Raw genomic sequence first — 23,398 nt, forward strand, 5'->3', positions numbered from 1 at the left:
CTAGGAGGAGCGTTTGGAGACCTACTGTAGCAATACAGCAAGGCGCTGGGCGCTTACTCGATTCGATCTACCGTTTTCGATTAGCTGAGCCGCAGCTTTTTCTATCGAAGTATAATCGGTTCACACCGGATGGCTCCTCCTCGGGACTGCGGATTGACCTCGCTCAAAATTTTCGGAGCAGAAAAGAGGTACTTGATGCTACTAATTATTTGTTTAAACAAATGATGGGAGTCAAAGTAGGTGAGATTCAATATGATGAGGCCGCTGAACTCCGAAACGGCGCCCCCTATCCGACTGAAAAGGACTATCCGGTAGAGTTAATCCTGATTGACCAAAATGCTGAGAGTCAACCGTCTGAAGAGTCCGAAACAGAAAATGAAGCAGAATTGATTCTTTTAGATGCAGCGGACCTTGAACAATCTCAGCTCGAAGCAAGGGGAATTGCTGCAAAAATAAAAGAATTAATCTCAAATAGTGCACCTGTTTATAACACCAAATCAAAGACAGAAAGACCGTTAATGTACCGGGATGTGGTTATCCTCCTCCGGTCAATGACCTGGGCACCGCAGTTTATGGAGGAATTCAAACAGCAGGGAATTCCTATTTATGCCAACCTTTCAAGCGGTTATTTTGAAGCAACAGAAGTATCGATCATGCTGTCACTTTTACGGGTGATCGATAATCCGTACCAGGATATTCCGCTTGCCTCTGTTCTGCGTTCACCTATCGTTGGTTTAAATGAGGAAGAACTATCTAAAATACGTTTAGAGAGAAAGCGTGGATCGTTCTGGGAGGCTGTTACTGCTTTTTGTTTGAGTAAAACGGCTGAAAACAATGTCCCTTTTTATGATAAGGTAAGAACCTTTTTTGATTTATTAATCGAGTGGCGTTCACTGGCAAGACTTGGTTCACTCTCAGAATTAATCTGGCAGCTATATCGGGATACGCAATTTTATGACTTTGTTGGCGGACTTCCTGGCGGCAAGCAGCGGCAGGCAAATTTACGGGCTTTATATGACCGGGCACGCCAATACGAAAAAACTTCTTTCCGTGGATTGTTTCGATTCTTGCGTTTTATTGAGCGGATGATGGAAAGAGGGGACGATCTTGGGGCAGCGAGAGCACTTGGGGAGCAAGAGGATGTTGTCAGAATTATGACCATTCATAGCAGTAAGGGATTAGAATTCCCGGTAGTATTTATGGCGGGAATGGCTCGTAACTTCAATATGACTGATCTTCGTAAACCCTATATGCTTGATAAAGAATTTGGATTTGCGTCTAAATATGTGAATGCTGCAAAGCGCATCTCCTATCCTTCGTTACCGCAAATTGCCTTTAAGCAAAAGAAAAAGATGGAGATGCTTGCTGAGGAAATGCGCGTGCTCTATGTAGCAATGACAAGGGCAAAGGAAAGGTTGTATGTCACTGCAACATTAAAAGATGCAGAAAAGCAAATGGACAAATGGAGAGACGCTGCTTCCAATCAAGAATGGCTATTAAAAGATTATGAGCGTGCATCTGCGATGAGCTACATGGACTGGATTGGCCCTGCCTTGATACGTCATCAGCATTCCAGTGAACTATGGAAGGAAGGCGAGAGCAATGAGAATGTCCCTTTGGATATTGCAAACCATTCCTCCGTTTGGAAAATAACATTACAGCATGCCGAAGAAATAAAAAGAATGGAGATTACAACAGAAAATGAAATGGATGACTTGCTTAATAAGGTTGAACTTCTTGAGCAAGTACCATCTGAATCTAATCTAACTGACCAAATACATGCCAGGTTATCATGGGAGTATCCTTTCATAGGAGCTTCTAGCCACCGTTCAAAGCAATCTGTATCAGAAATTAAACGTGTCAGGGAGTTTACCGATGATTATAGCAGTACAGAACTGGTTACACGTTTTAAAAAGACGATTCTGAAACGGCCAAAATTTATGCAGGAAAAACAATTAAGCCCTGCTGAGCGGGGAACAGCTATGCATATGGTCATGCAGCATGTAGATTTGTCTAAAGAGGTGAATGAACAAGCCATTATGGAACAGTTAACATGGATGGTTGAAAATGAATTGTTAACTGCCGAACAAAGCGAAGTCATTAATGCAAAATTGATTGCTCAATTTTTTGCGTCATCACTGGGACAAAGATTTTTTAATGCAAAAGCTGTCCATAGGGAGGTACCTTTTACTGTTTCCTTACCTGCTAGTGAGGTCTATCCTGATTGGAAGGAAGAAGAGGAATCTGTCTTTGTCCAAGGGATTATCGACTGTATTCTCGAGGATGAGAATGGACTCGTTTTAATCGACTATAAATCAGATGGGATCACAGACAGATATAAGGGCGGATTCGAGCAGGCCAAAGCAATTCTTTTGGATCGTTATAAATTGCAAATCAACTTATATACAAAAGCAATTGAACAAATTTGGAAACGGAATGTGTCAGAAAGATATCTATTTTTCTTTGATGGTGCCCACGTATTGAAAGTGGAATAGGACGCCTTGTTCAGCCCTTATACAATAAAAATGACATAGACCAATAATGGTTTATGTCATTTTTTTAATTATTACCAACAATAGGCTGATCAATTAAATTGGTATCTAGCACGTTAGTGCCGCTTAGGCCTGAAGCTGTGAAAATGATTCCTCCAGTGTTAAAACCGCCGGCACCGGCATAGGTTTTTGAACTGCTTTTCGGTGAAATATAAACCGTATCACCAAAATGAACAATTCCTCCGCCTACATTGACAATTTGGACTGGACCAAGGATTGCGGGCATATATAAACATCCTTTTCAATTTTACTTACTCTATTATACCTTATGCGTTATCTTGTTTCTTGTTCATTCCCCCGCGGGAGAAGCTGCCTTATATGCTTGATTCTTGTTTCCATCGAAACATGTTTCGTGCTGCCGATATGCACACTCGACGAGTTCGAGACAGCCGTAATATGAATGTGATTCGTCTTTATGACAGGGATTGGATTATAGCGAAAAAAGGTAAATGATTCATCAATTGGGGGCAGTGGCAGGGGCCTTCTAAATATACCGTAGGAAGGAAAGTTTCCTTCGTTTCCATAAAAAAATTCTGTTTCCCTTTGTACGGCAAGTGCCCGTGAGAATCCATTCAGGTAGCATGAATCCCCGAGTTGAATAACGGAAGAGAATGCCACTTGATTAATAAACAAATGGTCGACACTAGAGGTTCGGGTTAGCATATCCTGGCGTCACATCCTGTGCCAACGGAACAAATGGACCGATAATCAGGGATTCCGCAGGGGTATCAAAGGCAGATGCCAATTGGATGGTTTCCGCATCTCCGACTAAAAACAATGAAGAACTTGCAACACCTATAACCTTTATATTTTCAACATGAAGGATGTGGTTGTGAACGACGAAGTTCATTCGGGCTTCCTTCCTTTCACATTTTCAGGTAAATTATTCAAAAAAGTCCATACACCATTTTGGATTTCCTGCTTAATTGAATTTATCACCAATTCATTAATTGATTGATCTTTATCATCCGTTCGTACTTTAGAGGCATTAGCCTTTAAGTGGAAATCAATCCTATTAGGCAGCTGTCTAATGATATCCTCCTTAATAAAGGAAAAATAGGAGTCGTTAGGCTGGATTGATAATTGATTTTGGGCATCATTAATGATTAGTGGTAAATCAGTTTCTAAATATTCGTAAATTGCCTTTTCAATTTCCGTTGATCGCTGTATTTCTTCCTTAGGGGATAAAGGGGTGCTCAATGTCTGGTTCTGTACCGCAAAGTCTTCAATATCAGATAAATCATTCGGATTCAACCCGATATTTAAAGTGCCTTCGAGGGTCTCAACCTTCAATTGATCAAATTTATATTCAATCCTATCAACGTGGACCGTTGGCTTTTCTTGTACCTGTTTCAGTTGCTGCTGTAATTTATTGATTGTTTGTTCTAAGGCAGCAATTCGCTGCTCTTGAGCTTGAATACACATTTGCATCCATTGAAGATACTGGTAAAAGTCCTGATACATGAGAATCACCCCGTCCGCATTTTGCCTCTTTTTAAACTATATGCATGTATCCCATCCAATTTGCTTATATTTGCTAAGTTGATAGGCAGACAAGGTTCGTTTGTAATCAAGTAGTTCGGACCGCAGCTTGCAATGGCACTGAAGGTGCTAAAATTTGGCCCCCTGGTATAACTGGCTGCTGCCCTCCAGGCTTTATTCCAGCGGGTGCGGGTTTTGTAAAGCCTCCAGTATTATATAAATTGGCCTGAGGTTTGATAATACCTGCACTGCCAATTTGTAAAACGGATGAATTCGTAATCCCGCCAATTTTTATAAAATTAATATGAATGGTTTGCTGGATATAATAATTGCTCATTATTAAAAGCCCCCATTCATTACATATTAAGGAAATTATTTTGATCAATTACATCTGGATCACTTGTATTGGTTGAACTTAATTGATTATGAACACTTAATTGTTCACCGGTATTAAAGGAACCAGCTCCGGAAAATGTTTTAGCAGTAGCAAACGGCATGATTTTATAGACGTCCCCAATGTGGAAAACAGAACTGCTCCCAAGCGTGATAACCTGTGCAACTCCAACAATCGCTGGCATATACAACAACATCCTTTTTTAAAGACTTTATGTGTTTAAAACGGTTTATATGTCGAATCTTTAGTATCATATGTTTGGGCTGTTGTAATGTGATTCATTTGCCTAAATAATTGTTGGACTGCTGCAGATAATTTATTATATAAGTAGTGAAGAAAATTTGGGGAGGATTGTAAATGAAATTCGTAACGGTTAAACACATGGATGAAGTGTTAGTTGGTTTAGTTAACCCTGATGAGACCAGAGTGCTTTTATTAAATCGAGCAGAGGAAATCAGGAGTGGTAATAGGATTTTTCCAAAATCATTGACGGAATGCATTTCTTTAGGTGATGAATTTATTAGTAAAGTGAATGATTTGCTTATCTGGGCGGAAAGCCAAGGACAAACGGAAGAGTTGTACATATCATTAGAGGAAGTAAATTTATTAGCTCCGATTCCCAGACCGCAGAAAAATATCTTCTGTGTTGGTAAAAATTACACTGAACATGCAATTGAAATGGGGAGTGCTGATGATATCCCTGAACATATAATGGTTTTTACAAAGGCACCAACAACTGTAATTGGGCCGGATGAACCGGTTTTAAGCCACCGGGACGTTACGGATCAGCTGGATTATGAAGGTGAATTAGCCGTTATTATTGGGAAAAAAGGAAGAGCCATCAAACAGGAAGAAGCACTTGATTACGTTTTTGGCTATAGCATTATCAATGATGTGACGGCTAGAGATTTACAATCGCGGCATAAACAGTTTTTTATTGGTAAAAGTTTAGATACTACCTGCCCATTTGGTCCATGGATTGTTCATAAAAGTGTGATTCCTAATCCGAATGCTTTGGATATAGAAACAAGGATTAATGGGGAAGTGAGACAAAGTTCGAGTACAAAAAACCTTATTTTTTCGATTGAAGAAATCATCTCTGTTTTATCAAGAGGGATGACACTCGAACCTGGGGATATTATTGCAACAGGCACCCCGGCTGGTGTTGGAAAAGGCTATAAACCTCCTAAATTCTTAAAGCCTGGAGATGAAATGGAAATTAGAATTGAAAAGATTGGTACGTTAGAAAATCTAGTTGAAAAGTAAAAGACTATATTTCAAAGTTAATTACGATATTTGCCTTCCTTTTTTTCGTATTCTCCCATCTCCTGTGGTATGATAGTTTCGAGTATTTGGTACATAAGGAGGAAATATTGTGATTCATGGACATATTACGGCATGGGTTTTAGCTCTGATTTTATTCTTTGTGGCTCTTTCATTGGTTAAAAGCGGTAAAGCAAAGGGTGCTAAAATTGTTCAAATGATTTTAAGAGTGTTATACCTGCTGATTATTGCTACGGGTGTAGGTCTTCTTTTTTCCGTTTACAAAATCGATGTATGGTATATCTTAAAAGCGGTTGTCGGAATTTGGGTAATTGGTTTATTTGAAATGATTCTTAGCCGTACGATTAATAAGCGAAGAACTTCTACTTTTTGGATTCAATTTGCTGTTGCATGGTTATTAGTATTATATTTAGGATTTGTAAAATTACCAATGTCATTTTTACATCCGTAATTAATTTAGCTGCCGGAGATACTTTTCGGCAGCTTTTTTATTTTTTCCGAGTTTGTGATAACTGTTGATAAACGGTATTGTCTTAGAGCAGAGCTCTTGGGGACAAAACTATAGTTAGGAAGTATGAGAGTGTCTTCAAGAGGTATCCTTGAGGACAAAATGACAGAAAGGAAGCAGGAGAGTGTCTTCAAGAGGTATCCTTGAGGACAAAATGACAGAAAGGAAGCAGGAAAGTGTCTTCAAGAGGTATCCTTAAGGACAAAATGACAGAAAGGAAGCAGGAAAGTGTCTTCAAGAGGTATCCTTGAGGACAAAACGGCAGAGAGGAAGTAGGAAAATATCTTTAAAAATGACCTTACAATAGTGCTATTATAGACAAAATCTCAAAAAATAGTAACATTCCATTTATCTAGTGACAACATCAATCTTTGGTAATAATATTTATAATAGGGGGAGTGATCATACATATGCTAGTAAAGGTGTTTGCGAATCTCCGGCAAATTTGCGGAGGAGTAACCGTAGAGGTAAAGCCGGACGGTGATCGAGTAATCGATGTTTTAGATAAAATGGTAGAAATGTTTCCTGATTTACAGACTGAAATTTTCACATCAGAAAAAACTTTGCTTCCGTTTGTTCATGTGTATGTAAATGGCAGAAATATCATCCATCTGGAAGATCTTAAAACAAAAGTTAAGGAAGAAGACCAGTTTGCTCTCTTTCCGCCAGTTGCCGGTGGTTAAATGGTAAACAGAGAATTAGAGTTTCGTGGAATAAATATCAGCCATCTTGGAATGTATTTCGAAGAACTCGGAGCGAAGCAAGTCACCACAACTTTTCCGTTAACCTATAAGGCAGCTGACTGGACCGGGCAGATCCTATCCGAAGAGGAAATTTCCTTTACCGCTGTCTTTAAAGTCAATGCCGTTAAAGTGCGGTTTATTACAGAAGATGAAGAGAAGCTGAACGAAGTCATCACTCAATATCGTTATAAAACAACCCGTATTGGCGGATAAACAAAAGCATCTGCACTAACTTTGTGCAGATGCTTTTGTTCCTATTAAACTAGCTGGCTTTCGGAATCAATGATGCCTAATTCCCGAAGCTTTTGCTCAGGCACCAGTCCATCTTTCCAGCCGCGGACCTGATAGTACTCTTCAAGCATGATATCCATCCGGCTTACATGTCCTGCACTGTTTCCTGATGCAGGTTCCTCCGTAAAGCGTTTTGGAAGGAAATCATCTTCACGTTTATTGAAACCAGCAAGATTATTATAATACCGCTCAAGATTATAAATTCTTTCTCCGGCTTTCATAACCTCATCCGCAGTCATTGGGATTCCAGTCATCGCACTGTATTGCTCGGCATAGTGCTCTGCATTTTCCGAGAAAGAAGAGAATTTACAAATATTCATAGAATCAGAAAAGGCCAGCATGTCTTGGAATACTTTTAACAGCTCTCCTTTACCTTCTGGTTTAAGGCGATCAGTGGGTTCAGGAATACCGGCAATTTCACTTGCTACAGTGTAGCCGCGTAAGTGACAGGCACCACGGTTGCTTGTCGCATAACCAAGACCAATGCCTTGGATTCCACGAGGATCGTAGGCAGGAATGGATTGTCCTTTAACAGACATGGATAGCTCTGGTGTACCCCAGGCAGCTGCAGCGCGGGCAGGACCTTCGGCAAGAATGCCGCCAAAACCTTCACGAAGAGCGATCTTTCTTGTTAAGTCAATCATGGAATCCGCATCGCCCCAGATTAATTCCTCAGTAATAATTCCTTTTTCGAACGCTTCCATCGTTACAGAGAAGCAGTGGCCAAGCTCGATGGTATCGAGGCCATATTCATTACAACGATCAATCATATAAGAAATAGCCTCGGCATCACTTAGAAGACAGTTGGAGCCCAGTGACCAGGCAGATTCAAACTCAATACTTTCCACGCGTGTTTTATACTTGCCATCTTTTACCTCTACTTCGATTTTACAGCCTACTGGGCAGGCATGACAGGTGTTATTAGCCACACGAAGATGTGTGTTTACATATTCACCACTATGTTTTTCTGCCTCATCCCAATGAGTGAGTTGGGAGTTTTTCGTAGGAAGGGCACCAACTTCATTAATTAAGTTGGTTAACACGTTCGTACCATAAACGGATAAGCCGCCTTTATTCGGTGCTGTTAAGCCGCCATCTAAAATCGCTTTAACCGCTTTCTTATTTGCTTCTTTGTATTCTGCATCTAATTTAGGTACTGGCATATTTCCCTTTTGAGCGGCCTTGATAACAATTGCTTTTAACTTTTTATAACCAGCAACTGCTGCTGTACCTCCACGGCCGGCTGCACGATCGTGCTCATTAATAAAGGAGGCAAACCGAACGGTATTTTCTCCAGCTTGACCGATTGTCATAACACTTAGGTCTTGTTCACCATATTGATCTTTCATCACTTGAATGAACGCACGAGTGCTAGTTCCCCATAGATTAGAAGCATCGCGGAGTTCTGCCTTCCCGTCTTCAATGTAAAGATATACAGGCCTGTCGCTCTTCCCTTTAAAAATCAGATTATCAATGCCTGCCCATTTTAACCGGGCAGCTGTCCAACCGCCGATGTGAGAATCTGTAACTGTGCCTGTCAATGGAGATTTGGTTACGACACAAAGACGGCCGCTCATGGATGAGCGTGATCCTGTAACAGGTCCTGTCATAAAACATAAGAGGTTGTCAGCAGATAATGGCTCGACTTCCGGGCCGTTATCTAATACATATTTGACACCGAGACCACGGCCGCCTATGTATTTTTTTGCATCCTCTTCATTGAGGGTTCTGTAATCCACTGTTCCACTCGTTAAATCAACAAGAACCTCCTTGTTTTTGAAACCGCCAATACTCATAAATTCCCCTCTTTTCTAATTTCACTTTTTATATGAATCACTTAACCTATGAATGAAAACGGTTAAATAATTTCTCCAAAATTTAGCTAATCATCCAATATCTATTATACATGGTTTCAAATTCTATTAAAATTAAAAAATTTAGTTAAATCAAATAATTATTTGATAAGATAAAGGTACTTAATGTGAAAAAGAAAAGAGGTAGCTCATGAGTGATTTAGAACGGTATTCTAGGCAAATTCTTTTTCAAGCGGTTGGAGAAGAAGGGCAAAGGAAACTGCTTGGCAGCCGGGCAGCCATTGTTGGGATAGGTGCCCTTGGTACAGTTATCGCTAATCATCTCGTCCGCTCTGGAGTCGGATACATAAGGCTGATCGACCGGGACCTGGTGGAATGTTCCAACCTTCAGCGGCAGATTCTTTTTACCGAGGAAGATGCCCGCAAACAGCATCCAAAGGTGATTGCCGCTCAAAATAGACTGAGGGAGATCAATTCTACTGTTACTGTTGATGCAGTTATTGCCGATTTAAACTTGGATAATGCCGAAGAACTATTAACCGAAATGGACGTAATCGTCGACGGAACTGATAATTTTATGACCCGTTTTTTAATTAACGATGTGGCAGTAAAGTATAAAGTTCCATGGGTGCACGGAGCCGCAGTAAGTTCGCGGGGAATGTTTGCCGTTATCAAACCGGGGGTTACTCCTTGTTACCGCTGTCTTTTCCCGCATGCTCCAAGCGGCAATGGAGAGACTTGTGATACGGTGGGCGTGTTGTCACCATTAACGGATATTATCGGTTCTTATCAGGCGATGGAAACCATTAAACTATTAGTAGGAGCAGAAACTACACCTAATCTTGAACAAATCGATATTTGGGATCATTCAAACCTGCAAATGGATATTTCACAAGGAAGAAATCCTGATTGTCCAGCTTGCGGGCAGGGCCGATTTGATTATTTGGACCGTTCTTCCGGACATCAGATTGCATACACAACCCTATGTGGACGGGATACCGTTCAAATAAACCCGAAACATAAAAGAGAGTTAGATCTTAGGAAGACAGCCGAGAATCTGCTAAAAAGTGGAAAAGTATCTTCTAATGAGTTTTTACTCCGGTTTTCTCCGGTCGAAGAAGTAACCATAGTGGTTTTTAAAGACGCCCGGGTTCTTATCCACGGTACAAATGACATTGTAAAAGCAAAGCAGCTTTATGCGAAGTATATAGGCGCTTAAAAAAGAAAAGGCTGGGAATCCAGCCTTTCATGATATCATTTTTTCAATCACTAGTCGTTTTCCAGTGTTTAATGTGAACTCAAAGCGATCATTGACTTTCTCAAAATAGCAAAAATGATGCTGGACATTACAAATTTGCTCTTGATTGTCAAAAACCATAAAATTCACCCCGTCTTTGCGATTTTCATCGGATAAGAAGGATAAGTGGTTGTAACAATAGATGCAATCGTAAATGGAAAAGTTTAAGGAATTTAATGTGGTTACAAACTGAAAAAAGGCATCATCATTGACTCCATCTAGAAGTCTCTCGAGAGAATAAATTAAATGTTTTCTCATTCTAATTGTATCATGGTCACGCAGCATCACTGCTTCTTTCCCGCAATAAAGTTTCCCGGGTTCCCCGAGGATCCCTTTCTTCCAACGGTTCAAGCGAAAGACCTCAATTTCTTGGTGTGTGAAATCATCTAACATGGTTGCTTCTTCTGTCTCTTCGTCGAAAAAAATCCATTGATCATTTATCTGTTCCACTGTTCCTACATTGTATGCCCTAGCTTGAAAATCATATAGTTTTAATCGTTGTTGTCGATTCATCACTAACCTCCGTACACAGTTGCTTTCATTTTTCTTTTTAGACATCTTGCTGTCTTTTTATAACCTGTTTATTTCTAAAAACTTAAGTATAAAAATGAGACTCCTAAGAATACCTGTTTGGAAATGGTATTTGTACCATTCTGTCTGGGACAATTAACCATTTAATCTGGGCTGAATAGTATAGAGCATGTAATACCTGTTCAGTTATTTATTTGTAAGGGAGTGAGATGCGAATGTGCGGAATCTCAGGATGGGTTGATTTTGATAAAGCAATAAAGAACGAATCAGAAACCCTTGTAAAAATGGCGAATACATTGGCAAAAAGAGGTCCAGACGAAACAAATATCTGGCAGGACACTCATGCAGGTTTTGGGCATAAAAGGCTGATCGTGGTTGACCCTGAAGGGGGAAGACAGCCAATGACCAAACACAAAGAGGGTTATGATTACACCATTTGCTACAATGGAGAATTATATAACACTGAAGATCTTCGCAAAATCCTTCTTACTAAAGGATATTCTTTTAAGGGTCATTCTGATACAGAAGTACTGTTAACAGCCTATATAGAATGGGCGGAAGAGTGCGTAAATCATTTGAACGGAATCTTCGCCTTTGCCATTTGGGATCCAAAAAGAGAACAGCTCTTTATTGGCCGGGACCGTCTAGGGGTTAAACCTCTATTTTTCACAGAACATCAAAAGGGAATCATCTTTGCTTCGGAAATCAAAGCAATCTTAGCCCATCCGGATATGAAAACCGAGATCACTCGTGAGGGGCTTTCAGAGATTCTTGGAGTAGGACCGTCAAGGACACCGGGATCAGGTGTTTTTAAAGGATTGAAAGAACTCCGGCCTGCCCATGCCTTAACATTCTCACGCAATGGCTTAAAGATTTGGCGCTATTGGAATGTAAAGAGTGAACAACATAAAGAAAATGTGGAGGAAACAGCTGAGAAAGTCCGTTATTTAGTGACGGATGCAGTCACAAGACAGCTGGTTTCCGATGTGCCGCTATGTACCTTCTTATCAGGTGGTCTCGATTCCAGTATCATTACGGCAATCGCCGCAAAGGGATTTGAAGATCAAGGGAAGGGGCAGCTTCATACTTATTCGATCGATTACGAAGGAAATGATCAGTATTTCACATCGAATGAATTCCAGCCTGATGCTGATGGAACATTCATTCAAATGATGACAGATAGATTCGCGACTAAGCATCATAACAAGACCATTTCACAGGCACAATTAGTTCATGATTTAATCGAAGCGACAACGGTGCGGGATTTTCCAGGAATGGCCGATGTAGACTCTTCGTTACTTTGGTTTTGTAAAGAGATAAAGAAAGATTTTGTTGTTAGTTTATCTGGGGAATGTGCGGATGAAATTTTCGGTGGATATCCATGGTTTCATCGCAAACAAGATTTAGAACGGCTTGGTTTTCCTTGGATGCGTTCGGTGAATGAACGTGAGAACCTGTTGAAACCATATTGGCAGGGAAAATTAAAATTAAGTGAATTTTCTATGGAGCAATATCAACAAGCTGTTAAAGAAACACCAAAACTTGAAGGGGAAAGCCCTGAAGAAGCAAAGCGAAGAGAACTATTTTATATCAATATGACCTGGTTTATGACCACCTTACTCGATCGTAAGGACAGGATGAGTATGGGGGCCAGTCTAGAGGTCCGGGTGCCATTTGCCGACCATCGCTTGGTTGAATATTTGTGGAATATCCCGTGGGATATGAAGATGTATCGCGGAAGAGAAAAAGGCCTGCTCCGCAAAGCCTTTGAGGGAATCCTTCCAGAGGAAGTTCTTTATCGGAAAAAAAGTCCGTATCCAAAAACGCATAATCCTGCATATACAGCAGCCATTCAAAAGCGTTTGGAAATCATCTTACAGGATAAAACTTCGGTCTTGCATGAGTTCTTCCAAAAAGAACAATTACAAAATATTGTGGAATCGGGCGGGGACTCTTTCAAAGAACCATGGTTCGGCCAACTTATGACAGGGCCTCAATTATTGGCCTATCTTGTTCAGTTCCACACTTGGTTTAAAGAGTATAATATAAATATCGTTAATTGATTAGATAAAAAGTTGGAATAAACGCGCTATTCGATTAAAATTAGTAAAGGGAAGAGGGAAATTGCCTCTTCCCTTTTTAGAGGAGGATAAAACGATGAAAAAAATCACGCTCTTACTACTAACCTTTTTACTCTGTTCATCTTTACCTGCCCATGCAGCGGTGAAAAAGGAAAATCGTTTGTGGCAGGATGAATCCATATACTCCATTATGGTGGACCGCTTCAATGATGGGGATATAAAAAATGATTTGGATGTAAACTCAAGAGATCCGCTTAAGTATAATGGCGGTGATTTTCAAGGGATTATTAACAAATTAGATTACATAAAAGATATGGGCTTCACAGCCATTCGATTAACTCCTATCTTTGATAATACAAAGAATGGCTATCACGGTTACTGGGTAAAAGACTTTTATAAAACAGATGAGCATTTTGGAACAATCGAGACCTTTCAAAAGCTTGTAAAAGAGGCCCATAAACGGAAGTTAAGGGTTATTGTTGACTTTGTAGCTAATAATACCGCTGCCGACCATCCATGGATAAATGATTCTAACAAAAAAAACTGGTACCATTCAAAGCAAACGGCAGCTGATGTAACTAATCGCTGGGTGGATGGCTTACCAGATTTGAATCAGGACAACCCTGAAGTGAAAAAATATTTAATTGATGCGGCAGACTGGTGGATTAATCAAACCAATATCGATGGATATAGTCTTCCGGCAGTTGATCAAGTTCCATTAAGCTTCTGGTCTGACTTTTCAAAAGCCGTAAAGAAAGAGAAGAAGGACTTTTTCTTAATGGGGATTCCGGCTGAAAATGCCTCAATAGATGCATCGAAGTATCAAAATGCAGGCATTGATAGCTTGTTTGATTATTCTCAAAGTAAGAACCTAAGAAAGGCGTTTGCTACTACAAATCAGTCCTTTTCCAATAGCTCTGACACTGCTGCTTTAGGAAAACCAGAATTAATGGCTAATTTTCTCGATAATGAATATACCGTAAGATTCACTACCGACATCGTCAATAAACGGCAATTTCCGGGATCTAGATGGAAAACCGCTTTGACGTACCTATATACAACCCCAGGTATTCCTGTTTATTATTATGGGACGGACATTGCTTTAATAGGTGGGGACATTCCTGATAACCGCAGACAAATGAATTTTCGAGCCGAAAAGGACCTGATAGACTATACCACCAAGATTGCTGAACTGAGGAATACGCTGCCTTCTTTAACCAGAGGAACAATGGAAATGCTTTATGACAAAGGTGGAATGGTTGTATATAAGCGTGTCTATAAAGAGGAAACCTCGATTATTGCCATCAATAATTCAACAAAATCTCAGAAAGTGATTTTAACGGACAAGCAATTAGCTCCAAATAAGGAATTACGCGGTCTGCTTGAAGGTGATTTAGTGCGAGATCATAAAGATGAATACATCTTAATTGCAGACCGTGATACTTCTGAAATATATGTACTCACAGAAAAAAGCGGGATAAATGTTTCCTTTATTGCGGCTATGGCAGGTGTAGTTATTCTTGCTATAATCTTTGTATTTCTAATTTTTAAACGCGGGAAAAAAGTGAAAGAGGAATAGACTAAATAGGCGGAACGGGGTTCCGCCTATATTTTTATCCATTTACAATGGTACCGCCATTCACATGTATCATCTGACCACTTACATATGAAGAGTCATCGGAGGCTAGGTAAACATAGCTTGGTGCAAGTTCATGCGGCTGTCCAGCCCTGCCTAATGGTGTATTGCCTCCAAAGGCAGCTACTTGGTTTTCAGGAAAGGTAGACGGGATGAGCGGAGTCCAAATCGGACCTGGTGCGACACCGTTCACTCGTATTCCTTGTTTTGCCAGTGACATCGCTAATGATCGTGTAAAGGAGACAATAGCTCCTTTAGTCGCGGAATAATCTAATAATTGTTCGTTTCCTTGATAGGCTGTTATGGAAGCAGTATTAATGATGGATGCTCCCTTCTTTAAATGAGGGAGAACCATTTTTGTCATATGAAAAAAGGAAAATATATTCGTTCTAAATGTCTTTTCCAACTGTTGGGACGTAATATCTAACAGGCTTTTCTGTGGATGCTGCTCGGCCGCATTGTTAACAAGAATATCAACTTTTTGAAACTCGTTAATTGTTTGGTTCACAATATCCTTACATATATCCTCTGAACCAATATCACCTGAAAATAGCAGGCATTTACGCCCTTCTGCCTCTACCAGCTGCTTTGTTTCCTGGGCATCTTGATGTTCTTCAAGATAAACAATGGCGACATCAGCGCCTTCTTTTGCAAAATAAATCGCAACGGATTTACCAATGCCGCTGTCTCCTCCGGTAATAATAGCGGTCTTACCTGCTAATTTTCCACCTGGCTTATAATTGGGATCTACTGAAACCGGACGAGGATTCATTTCACTTTCTACTCCAGGCTGGTGATTCTGATGCTGTGGCGGGAATGTGTTTTTTTGTTGGTTTTGATTATTACTCATATTCTTAACCTCCCAATGTTCGTTCACTGTTAGTGTGAGAAAAAAGAGCCAAATTCATGACCAAAATAAAAAAGGCGAAGGATCATTTTCCTATCGCCTTTTTTATTACCCGCCGCAGGGAGCTGTCAAACGCTGCAGTGCAGGTGGATTTTATCGATAATTTATAAATTGGACATCAACACTAAGATCCGCATCACGTACTAAAGAAATTATTTTTTGCAAATCATCTCTGCTTTTACCGCTGACACGTACTTGGTCATCCTGTACCTGGCTCTTTACTTTTACGCCGCTATTTTTAATGATGGTATTAATCTTTTTAGCGTTTTCCTTATCAATGCCTTGGGCAAGTTTAGCGCGTTGGCGGACGGTCCCACCCGAGGCTTTTTCAATTTTACCGTAGTCCAGGTTTTTTACTGGCACGCCCCGCTTGATTAATTTACTAAATAAGACATCCTTTAATTGATCCATTTTATATTCGTCATCTGAAACGAGAACAAGTTCTTCTTTATCGAGTGATACTTCACTTTTACTGCCTTTAAAATCATAACGCGTGCTGATTTCTTTCATGGTTTGAGTAATTGCATTTGTGACTTCAGAAAAGTCCACTTTGGATACAATATCAAATGAGCTGTCTTTAGACATGGCCATACCTCCATATAATTAATCGTCTGCTAAAGTTTCCCTTTACGGGTACATTATAGTAAAATAAATCAGTTCAAACAAGCAAGAAAAGAGGAAGCGTCTTGAACAGGGCTTTAGCCGGACAATAAGAAAAGCGGAAACGCCTTAATATAGAAAAGAGGAGTTAAAAATATGTCTTTAACTGAACTAATTGGTCAAACCACCACATTAACTGTTGCACGAATTGCGGATTTCGGTTATTTCTTAACAGATGGTAATGAGGATGTTTTATTGCATAAAAACCAGGCACAGCAGGAATTAACGGAAGGAGATGAAGTTGAGATCTTTTTATTTACCGATTCACAAGGAAGAATCTCCGCTTCCATGACAATACCGGATCTTTCGGTTGGTACGTATGCCTGGGTCAAAGTAACAGATACGAATCCGAAAATTGGTGTATTTTTAAACATCGGTCTCCCAAAGGATATTTTGTTAGGTGCAGACGATCTCCCTGCACACCAGTCAGTATGGCCCAAGGTAGGAGATATGGTTTATATTACTTTAAGGGTAAATCGCAGTAACCTGCTTTATGCACGGCTGGCAAGCGACCAAGTAATCCAATCCATCTCGACTAATGCCGAGAGGAAGGATTTTAATAAGAATGTACAAGGATATATTTATCGGACCGCCAAGGTCGGCAGCTGGGTTTATACGATTGAGGGTTTTAAAGGTTTTATCCATGAATCCCAGAGACAGGTCGAGCCCCGTTTAGGTCAGAAGGTTGAGGGGCGGATTATTGATGTTAAGGAAGACGGGACAATCAATGTATCATTACTGGGGAGAAAGGAAGAATCTCAAGATTTAGATGCAGAAAAAATCTACGAATATTTGATGAGCCGTAATGGTGCGATGCCATATAACGATAAAAGTGCGCCTGAAGATATCCAAGACCGTTTTAGCCTAAGTAAAGGGGCTTTTAAGCGGGCATTAGGAAAGTTATTGAAAGAAGGAAGAGTCTATCAGGAAGGCAGCTGGACCTACGTAAAAAAAGATTAACGTTTGCTTACATACTCTCTTTCTAAATGACAGACAATAAGTCCTGCAGTAAATTTAGAAAGGAGTAAGGATATGCCGCACACTTCTGATAACGATAAAAAAGCACAGGACAATAACGCCTTACGACATGAAAAAAATATGCAGCGAGAAAAAAATCGCCAGGCAGGAAAAAATCAATATTCTAAAAAGACAGATCATAAATAAAGAGAGAGCGGGCAATCCCCGCTCTTTCGCATTATATTTTATTTAAGAAAAAAATTGAAATAGTGCCCGGACCTGTATGTGATCCAATGGCTGACCCGATCTCTGTGATATACACTTCCTTCGGATGGAATTCTTGGATAATCATTTCTTTTACTTCGAGGGCAGTTGCTTCGGTATCTGCATGACTAATACCGATGATTTGCTCATCAAGACGAGAGCCCCGCTCCTTCATGATTTCAATAATCCGGCGAAACACTTTCTTTTGCCCTCTTATTTTTTCAATCGGAACAAGTTTCCCATCTTCCATATTTAAGATTGGCTTAATATTAAGCAATCCTCCTAAAAAGGCAGAAGCTTTGGAAACCCTGCCGCCTTTTGCTAAGTAATCTAAATCCTCGACCGTAAAAATATGTTCCATATGTTCACTTCTAAATTTAACATCAGCGAGTATTTCCTTTTTTGATACTTCGTTTTGAGCAAGTCTTGCTGCTTCCATTACAATTAGACCAAATCCAAGTGATGCACACCTAGTATCGACAATCGTTAATTGGAAGTTTGGATATTTTTCCTTTACTTGGTCAAGAATCATAACAGCGGTTGAATATGTACCCGATAATCCAGAAGAAAAGGCGATATAGATGCCGTCTTCATTTTTTTCAGCCATTTCTGTAAACACTTCTTCAAATAACAGCGGAGAAACCTGAGAGGTTTTTGGGACAACTCCACTCCTAATCGCATCATAAACAGTTTTAGGATCAATTGTTTTGACATCTTCATAACTTTGATCATTAATTTGTACTTTTAATGGGAATAATACTACATTATTTTCTTCGTAAAAACTTAACGGTAAATCACATGCACTGTCAGCAAGTATTTTTACTGTCATAACTTACACCTGCTTTCCAATCATATTTAATTTCAGTTTATCGGTTTCAATAAAAAAAAACAATTTCAATTTCGAGAAATGAAACACTCAAAAAAAAGGAGGGATTCATTTGTTTTGGCTCCAAGTTAAAAAAGTGGTGATTGTTGCCGCAGGTGCATTATTAAATGCACTCGCGATGAATTTATTCTTAATACCGGCCAATGTGTATTCAAGTGGTTTCGCTGGAATTGCTCAATTACTCTCGAAAGTACTAAGTGATTATACACCAATAAATATTTCGATGGGATTATTACTGCTTCTCTTAAATATTCCAGTTGCTATACTTGGCTGGAAAAAGGTCGGAAGGTCATTCACGATTTACAGTTTTGTTAGTGTTGTTCTTTCTTCCCTATTTCTTTCAATCATTCCAATTAAACAAGTATCACATGATATTTTACTCAATGCAGTTTTTGGCGGGGTAATTTTGGCAATTGGGGTGGGAATTACACTAAAATGGGGTGCATCAACGGGCGGGGTGGATATTATTGCTATGGTTCTTTCTCGTGTGAAAGACAAGCCGGTTGGACCATATATGTTTATTCTAAACGGTATTATCATCTTAACTGCAGGTTTTCTATATGGCTGGGAAAAAGCACTCTATACACTAGTAACGTTATATGCCGCGACAAGAGTGATTGATGCCATTCATACTAGACATGCCAAGCTTACCGCCATGATTATCACCAAAAAAGCGGATGACATGAAAAAGGCCATTCATGCCAAATTAGTAAGAGGAATAACGATGATCCCCGCTAAAGGTGCTTTTTCAAATGAAACCAGAGACATGCTGATGATCGTGATTACAAGGTATGAACTTTTTGACCTAGAACGAATTATTAAGGAAGTAGATCCCAATGCTTTTACAAACATCGTACAAACGGCAGAGGTGTATGGATTCTTTCGGAAAGAGTAAGGCATTTAAACAGAAATTAGCAAGCGCCCGATTAGCCGATAGAGGTCGGCCAATACGAGCGCTTTGCTTTTTTATTTAATCTGATCTAGCTCTTCTTGCATTTGTCGGAGCTGGCCTTGTTCAGCTGTTGTCGAATTAGCATAGGCCGAACTAAGAGCATTCTTTGCTTTTGCGACGGCAGAATCAAGGTCAGCAGGGCTGGCGGATCTCGCCATTTCAACAAATCGTCTGGCTTCCTGGAACAGTTGGTTTCCCATGTTATATTCCTCCAAGCGAGGATTCGTTCACATTGGACATCTTCTGGGCTTCTGCTTCAGCGTAGGTCATGTGATATGGAATCCGTTCATCATGTTTGCTGACCGTATCCACTCCTCGTTGGACAAAGCGTCTTGATTTGTTTCGTTTACCCATTCGAATCCCTCCATATGCTCAAAGCTAAGATTGAAACAGCTTTGCTGCCTCAAAACTAGTATGCACATCTGTATGACAGTTCATTTAGGTAAACAATGGCGAAATTAGTACTTTTGACTGTAGTTAGAGATTTAGCAAGTCAGCTAAATATTCACCGACACCGTCTTCCTCATTGCTCAAGGTAACACCTTTTGAAATATTCTTAACTTGGTCAATCGCATTTCCCATTGCTATTCCGTGGCCTGCATACTCAAGCATCTCTAAATCATTGTCCTCATCACCAAAGGCCACAATTCGCTGAGCAGGAATCCCATAATAATCAGCTGCTTTTTTCAAACCAACGGCTTTATTCAACCCGCTTTTAATAATTTCAATCACATGCCATGGTGCTGCCCAGCTGCGCTGTTCAATGACTTCCGCATGAACCTCTGATAAATGGTCGCGGATTATTCTTAACTGATCCTCTTCCGTATGAATAAGCAAACTGGTTGGAGAGTCCGTCAAAAAGTTTGCTAAGTCTCCCGTTGTAATCCTCGGTTTCCCAAAGCTAAAAAGCTCTAAAAGTTTTTCATCATGATAATGGAAATACACATCGTCCATTACCTCTGCGATAATATTGTGAAAATGAAAGCTTCTGCATGCATCTACAATATCTTTTGCCACTTTTACATCAAGTGGTTCATGATAAAAACCCCAGTTCTGATCAAGAGGGTGATGGGTAAACGCACCATTAAAATTGACAATCGGGGTATCCAATTCTAACTCACGATAATACATTTCACTGGAACGAAAAGGTCTTCCTGTTGCAATCATTACAATATGACCTTCTGCTTTTGCTTTTTCAATAACTTCCTTATTTCTGGGCGAGATTGTTTTATCATCTTTTAATAATGTCCCATCTAAGTCTAATGCTATCAAATGTTTCTCCGCCATCTGGACACCTACTTTTTAAAATTTAACGATAAAGCTTTCATTTAGAAAAAATTATGGTTACATGATACACTTATTTCATTGGAAGATAGGAAATATAATTCCTATACTTACTATGTTAACAATTTTATAGCTAGACTGTAAAAAAATTCACACCTTCAAGCGGGATAAAAAGATATAATTCACTTAACCGCTATAGCTTAAAGTTTACCATAAGTGAATAGACCGGCCAAAAGCGGTGCAAGGTAGCTTTAAGAGTAATAAAAATAGGTTCAATAAGGAGTGTTGCCAGATGAATGAAGATTTAAAAGATAATATTATGGGCGCGTTAGAGCTTGTTATCGACCCAGAGCTGGGAGTAGATATTGTTAATTTAGGATTAGTTTATGATGTTGATATGAATGAAGAGGGCTTAGCTACTGTTACAATGACGTTAACCGCGATGGGGTGTCCGCTTGCAGGTACCATTGTGGACCAAGTAAAACGGGCTTTAGCAGATATACCTGAAATTAATGATGTTGATGTTAATATTGTTTGGAATCCGCCTTGGAACAAAGAGATGATGTCACGCTATGCTAAAATCGCTTTAGGCATTCGGTAAAGCAAAATTAATAATGATAAAAAAGCAGCAGATGCACTTATCTGCTGCTTTTTTTCGTCACAAAAGTTACATATATATTTTGTAACTTGTGAGCTAGTTCACTTTTTTAAAATATAAACAACATTATAATACAGTTAATCGAGACGTTGAAATATAAAGGGGCAGATTGAATTGTCTTTTAATCGTGACTTTAATAAAGATCCGTTTATTGTCATCTGGGAACTAACCCGTGCTTGTCAGTTAAAATGCTTGCACTGCCGAGCAGATGCACAGTACACGCGTGATCCAAGAGAACTTACATTTGAAGAAGGTAAAAATTTAATTAATCAAATATATGATATGAACAATCCTATCCTGGTTTTTACAGGCGGAGACCCGTTAATGCGGCAGGATATCTTTGAGATTGCTAAATATGCAGTAGAAAAAGGGGTCAGGGTGTCAATGACTCCAAGTGCCACTCCAAATGTAACAAAGGAAGCAATTGAAAAAGCAAAAGAAGTAGGGCTTTCCCGCTGGGCGTTTAGTATTGACGGACCGACAGCAGAGATTCATGATCATTTTCGCGGAACAGCTGGTTCCTTTGATTTGACAATGGAGCGGATTAAATACCTGCATGAACTTGAAATCCCGATTCAGATTAATACTGTTATTTCTAGATATAATGCTGCCTATTTAGAAGAAATGGCTAAAATGGTAGAGAATTTAAATTGTGTACTTTGGAGCGTCTTTTTCCTAGTTCCTACGGGCCGAGGACAAGTAGACGACATGATTTCACCTGCGGAACATGAAAAGGTGTTAAGATGGCTTTATTCTTTAAGCAAACGCGTTTCTTTCGATATTAAAACAACAGAAGCGATGCATTACCGCCGGGTTGTTATTCAGCAAAAAATGCGTGAGGCAAAGGAAAAGACAAATGAAATTGATTATTTAAGTGCCTTGACTGAAAAAGGATTAACAGGGTCAATCGATGGACTTGGACGTGCACCTAAAGGTGTATATGATGGAAATGGCTTTGTGTTTATTTCCCATATTGGTGATGTATATCCAAGCGGCCTTTTGCCAGTGAAAGCCGGAAATGTCAGGGAAACACCATTAGCAGAAATTTATCGGGAATCCCCTATTTTCAAGTCATTGAGAAATCCAGATGAATTTAAAGGGAAATGCGGTGTGTGTGAATTTCGTTATGTATGCGGAGGGTCAAGGTCAAGAGCCTATGCTATGACGGGAGATTACCTTGAAAGTGAACCGTTCTGTGTCTATATACCAAAAGCATATAGGGAAGAGCAGTCGCAAAATTAGGGTGAAAGAGGCTGCCTCGCTAGCGGGACAGCCTCGTAGAAAAATTATTCAATATTACAATAAACAGCTGAACAGTTCTCACAGCCAATTTCGTCCTTTAAATATTGTAAATTCAAGATGGATATTTTGCCCTTTTTAACAGAAATAATTTTATCTCGTTTTAACTCACTTAGTATCCGATTTGTACTCTCGCGGGATGTGCCACAGAAATTAGCGAGTTCCTGATTGGTTAGTGGAAGGTCAATTACTATTTCCTGATCCTTTTGGATGCCATAGCTATTAGACATACGGATTAACGTCGAGAATAGGGCACCGCGTTTGCCATTTAATACGAGGTCACGAAACTTGGTCTGAGTTTTACGGAAATGATCACTCATCCATTTCATGAATTCAAACGCAAGCTTACTGTTTTGAAAAATTTCGCTTTCGATAATATCTTTTTTTATGGCAACAACTTCTCCTTCTTCAAGAACTTTTGCACTTAATAAGTATCGAGGATTATCAGTGAATAAAGTTAGTTCTCCACAGATGTCGTTTGCTCCGCAAATTCTTAAGGAAAGTTCACGGCCATCTGAGGTAATTTTACTGATTTGGATTTTGCCAGAAAGAATAATATATAACTCCTCCGCTGCCATCCCTTCTTGAAAAAGAAAGGTTCCCCTTTCACTTCTAAACTTCCGATCCGCAAATTCAAGTAATTCTTTTATCTCAATAGATTGAGTTGGTTTTATAGTCAGTGCCATTTTTTCACCTCAAATTTATTTATAAATGAGTCAAGTTCCGTATATTAGTTTGTTAATTTTATTCTAACTGAAGACAAGCTCATAAAACGGGGTAAACAATGACAATATAGTGAAAACCTAAAAGATTAATTTCCTTGATAGTATAAAATGGATGGCAGTAAAGAAATAGTGGATAATCATTTCCAAAAGAAACGTTTATTCCATTCCAATCATCTGTTAAGATTAGAATAAA

27 protein-coding genes and 1 pseudogene are annotated in these 23,398 nt (G+C 39.5%); 13 read left to right on the top strand and 15 right to left on the bottom strand.

Features of this window, described 5'->3' with window-relative positions:
* Nucleotides 1-47: 47 nt before the first annotated feature.
* Nucleotides 48-2,495 (top strand): annotated as a pseudogene (addA, locus tag GXK58_RS18455) (helicase-exonuclease AddAB subunit AddA); the annotation flags it as partial.
* Between the two features lie 64 nt (nt 2,496-2,559).
* Here addA and GXK58_RS18460 read toward each other — a convergent pair.
* The 6 genes from GXK58_RS18460 to GXK58_RS18485 all read right to left on the bottom strand — a co-directional run bounded on the left by GXK58_RS18460 (nt 2,560) and on the right by GXK58_RS18485 (nt 4,612).
* On the bottom strand, nt 2,560-2,778 hold the full coding sequence (locus GXK58_RS18460; RefSeq protein WP_160724645.1) for a spore germination protein: 219 nt from the start codon (nt 2,776-2,778) through the stop codon (nt 2,560-2,562).
* A gap of 47 nt (nt 2,779-2,825) precedes the next feature.
* Complete coding sequence (locus tag GXK58_RS18465; protein ID WP_160724646.1) at nt 2,826-3,215, bottom strand: spore germination protein GerPE; 390 nt, start codon at nt 3,213-3,215, stop codon at nt 2,826-2,828.
* On the bottom strand, nt 3,196-3,402 hold the full coding sequence (locus tag GXK58_RS18470; RefSeq protein ID WP_160724647.1) for a spore gernimation protein GerPD: 207 nt from the start codon (nt 3,400-3,402) through the stop codon (nt 3,196-3,198). The genes GXK58_RS18465 and GXK58_RS18470 overlap by 20 nt, the downstream gene beginning before the upstream one ends.
* Nucleotides 3,399-4,016, bottom strand: coding sequence for a spore germination protein GerPC (gene gerPC, locus GXK58_RS18475; RefSeq protein ID WP_160724648.1), 618 nt, complete (start codon nt 4,014-4,016; stop codon nt 3,399-3,401). The genes GXK58_RS18470 and gerPC overlap by 4 nt, the downstream gene beginning before the upstream one ends.
* A 106-nt stretch (nt 4,017-4,122) precedes the next feature.
* Nucleotides 4,123-4,371, bottom strand: a complete 249-nt coding sequence (locus GXK58_RS18480) for a spore germination protein GerPB (protein WP_160724649.1) — start codon at nt 4,369-4,371, stop codon at nt 4,123-4,125.
* Between the two features lie 19 nt (nt 4,372-4,390).
* Complete coding sequence (locus tag GXK58_RS18485; protein ID WP_160724650.1) at nt 4,391-4,612, bottom strand: spore germination protein; 222 nt, start codon at nt 4,610-4,612, stop codon at nt 4,391-4,393.
* A gap of 173 nt (nt 4,613-4,785) precedes the next feature.
* On the opposite strand from GXK58_RS18485, the gene GXK58_RS18490 reads away from it, so the two are divergent.
* From GXK58_RS18490 to GXK58_RS18505, 4 genes are all read left to right on the top strand, one after another.
* Entirely contained in the window at nt 4,786-5,694 is a 909-nt protein-coding gene (locus GXK58_RS18490; protein ID WP_160724651.1) for a fumarylacetoacetate hydrolase family protein, read from the top strand.
* Nucleotides 5,695-5,803: 109 nt separating this feature from the next.
* Complete coding sequence (locus GXK58_RS18495; RefSeq protein WP_160724652.1) at nt 5,804-6,163, top strand: YisL family protein; 360 nt, start codon at nt 5,804-5,806, stop codon at nt 6,161-6,163.
* 467 nt (nt 6,164-6,630) lie between these two features.
* A complete protein-coding gene (locus tag GXK58_RS18500; RefSeq protein WP_160724653.1) occupies nt 6,631-6,903 on the top strand; it encodes a ubiquitin-like small modifier protein 1 in 273 nt (90 codons plus the stop codon).
* On the top strand, nt 6,904-7,176 hold the full coding sequence (locus GXK58_RS18505; protein ID WP_160724654.1) for a hypothetical protein: 273 nt from the start codon (nt 6,904-6,906) through the stop codon (nt 7,174-7,176).
* 44 nt (nt 7,177-7,220) lie between these two features.
* On the opposite strand, the gene GXK58_RS18510 is transcribed toward GXK58_RS18505, so the two are convergent.
* Nucleotides 7,221-9,050, bottom strand: a complete 1,830-nt coding sequence (locus tag GXK58_RS18510; RefSeq protein ID WP_160724655.1) for an aldehyde ferredoxin oxidoreductase family protein — start codon at nt 9,048-9,050, stop codon at nt 7,221-7,223.
* A 208-nt stretch (nt 9,051-9,258) separates the two neighbouring features.
* Here GXK58_RS18510 and GXK58_RS18515 point away from each other — a divergent pair, with 208 nt between their 5' ends.
* Nucleotides 9,259-10,287 carry a ThiF family adenylyltransferase gene (locus tag GXK58_RS18515; RefSeq protein WP_160724656.1) on the top strand — a complete coding sequence of 343 codons (1,029 nt, stop codon included), beginning with the start codon at nt 9,259-9,261 and terminating at the stop codon, nt 10,285-10,287.
* A 27-nt stretch (nt 10,288-10,314) separates the two neighbouring features.
* Here GXK58_RS18515 and GXK58_RS18520 read toward each other — a convergent pair whose 3' ends face one another.
* On the bottom strand, nt 10,315-10,878 hold the full coding sequence (locus GXK58_RS18520; RefSeq protein ID WP_160724657.1) for a DUF2777 domain-containing protein: 564 nt from the start codon (nt 10,876-10,878) through the stop codon (nt 10,315-10,317).
* Between the two features lie 233 nt (nt 10,879-11,111).
* Here GXK58_RS18520 and asnB point away from each other — a divergent pair, with 233 nt between their 5' ends.
* Both asnB and GXK58_RS18530 read left to right on the top strand, forming a co-directional pair.
* Nucleotides 11,112-12,959: an asparagine synthase (glutamine-hydrolyzing) gene (asnB, locus tag GXK58_RS18525; RefSeq protein WP_160724658.1), complete on the top strand. Its 1,848-nt coding sequence runs from the start codon at nt 11,112-11,114 to the stop codon at nt 12,957-12,959.
* Between the two features lie 94 nt (nt 12,960-13,053).
* Nucleotides 13,054-14,556 (top strand): alpha-amylase family glycosyl hydrolase, encoded by a 1,503-nt coding sequence (locus GXK58_RS18530; RefSeq protein WP_160724659.1) that lies wholly within the window; start codon nt 13,054-13,056, stop codon nt 14,554-14,556.
* 34 nt (nt 14,557-14,590) lie between these two features.
* On the opposite strand, the gene GXK58_RS18535 is transcribed toward GXK58_RS18530, so the two are convergent.
* Together GXK58_RS18535 and GXK58_RS18540 are read right to left on the bottom strand one after the other, a co-directional pair.
* Nucleotides 14,591-15,463: an SDR family oxidoreductase gene (locus GXK58_RS18535; protein ID WP_160724660.1), complete on the bottom strand. Its 873-nt coding sequence runs from the start codon at nt 15,461-15,463 to the stop codon at nt 14,591-14,593.
* Nucleotides 15,464-15,613: 150 nt separating this feature from the next.
* A complete protein-coding gene (locus tag GXK58_RS18540; RefSeq protein WP_160724661.1) occupies nt 15,614-16,105 on the bottom strand; it encodes a YajQ family cyclic di-GMP-binding protein in 492 nt (163 codons plus the stop codon).
* A gap of 171 nt (nt 16,106-16,276) precedes the next feature.
* Here GXK58_RS18540 and GXK58_RS18545 point away from each other — a divergent pair, with 171 nt between their 5' ends.
* Entirely contained in the window at nt 16,277-17,140 is an 864-nt protein-coding gene (locus tag GXK58_RS18545; RefSeq protein WP_160724662.1) for a CvfB family protein, read from the top strand.
* Between the two features lie 72 nt (nt 17,141-17,212).
* Complete coding sequence (locus GXK58_RS18550) at nt 17,213-17,344, top strand: DUF3941 domain-containing protein (protein ID WP_160724663.1); 132 nt, start codon at nt 17,213-17,215, stop codon at nt 17,342-17,344.
* Between the two features lie 31 nt (nt 17,345-17,375).
* On the opposite strand, the gene GXK58_RS18555 is transcribed toward GXK58_RS18550, so the two are convergent.
* A complete protein-coding gene (locus GXK58_RS18555; RefSeq protein ID WP_160724664.1) occupies nt 17,376-18,230 on the bottom strand; it encodes a DegV family protein in 855 nt (284 codons plus the stop codon).
* Between the two features lie 109 nt (nt 18,231-18,339).
* On the opposite strand from GXK58_RS18555, the gene GXK58_RS18560 reads away from it, so the two are divergent.
* Nucleotides 18,340-19,182, top strand: a complete 843-nt coding sequence (locus GXK58_RS18560) for a YitT family protein (protein WP_160724665.1) — start codon at nt 18,340-18,342, stop codon at nt 19,180-19,182.
* Between the two features lie 71 nt (nt 19,183-19,253).
* On the opposite strand, the gene GXK58_RS18565 is transcribed toward GXK58_RS18560, so the two are convergent.
* From GXK58_RS18565 to GXK58_RS18570, 3 genes are all read right to left on the bottom strand, one after another.
* Nucleotides 19,254-19,439, bottom strand: a complete 186-nt coding sequence (locus GXK58_RS18565; protein ID WP_160724666.1) for a DUF3813 domain-containing protein — start codon at nt 19,437-19,439, stop codon at nt 19,254-19,256.
* A 1-nt stretch (nt 19,440) separates the two neighbouring features.
* Nucleotides 19,441-19,593 (bottom strand): hypothetical protein, encoded by a 153-nt coding sequence (locus GXK58_RS27070; protein ID WP_202171397.1) that lies wholly within the window; start codon nt 19,591-19,593, stop codon nt 19,441-19,443.
* A 123-nt stretch (nt 19,594-19,716) separates the two neighbouring features.
* Complete coding sequence (locus tag GXK58_RS18570; protein ID WP_160724667.1) at nt 19,717-20,526, bottom strand: Cof-type HAD-IIB family hydrolase; 810 nt, start codon at nt 20,524-20,526, stop codon at nt 19,717-19,719.
* 289 nt (nt 20,527-20,815) lie between these two features.
* Here GXK58_RS18570 and GXK58_RS18575 point away from each other — a divergent pair, with 289 nt between their 5' ends.
* Nucleotides 20,816-21,124 carry a metal-sulfur cluster assembly factor gene (locus GXK58_RS18575; RefSeq protein WP_160724668.1) on the top strand — a complete coding sequence of 103 codons (309 nt, stop codon included), beginning with the start codon at nt 20,816-20,818 and terminating at the stop codon, nt 21,122-21,124.
* Between the two features lie 171 nt (nt 21,125-21,295).
* The gene (locus tag GXK58_RS18580; RefSeq protein ID WP_160724669.1) at nt 21,296-22,423 is read left to right on the top strand and encodes a TIGR04053 family radical SAM/SPASM domain-containing protein; all 1,128 of its coding nucleotides are present in this window, start codon (nt 21,296-21,298) and stop codon (nt 22,421-22,423) included.
* Between the two features lie 44 nt (nt 22,424-22,467).
* On the opposite strand, the gene GXK58_RS18585 is transcribed toward GXK58_RS18580, so the two are convergent.
* Nucleotides 22,468-23,166 carry a Crp/Fnr family transcriptional regulator gene (locus GXK58_RS18585; protein WP_160724670.1) on the bottom strand — a complete coding sequence of 233 codons (699 nt, stop codon included), beginning with the start codon at nt 23,164-23,166 and terminating at the stop codon, nt 22,468-22,470.
* Nucleotides 23,167-23,398 lie beyond the last annotated feature (232 nt).

This window comes from Bacillus sp. USDA818B3_A, from assembly GCF_009928415.1.
Classification (GTDB): Bacteria; Bacillota; Bacilli; order Bacillales; family Cytobacillaceae; genus Neobacillus.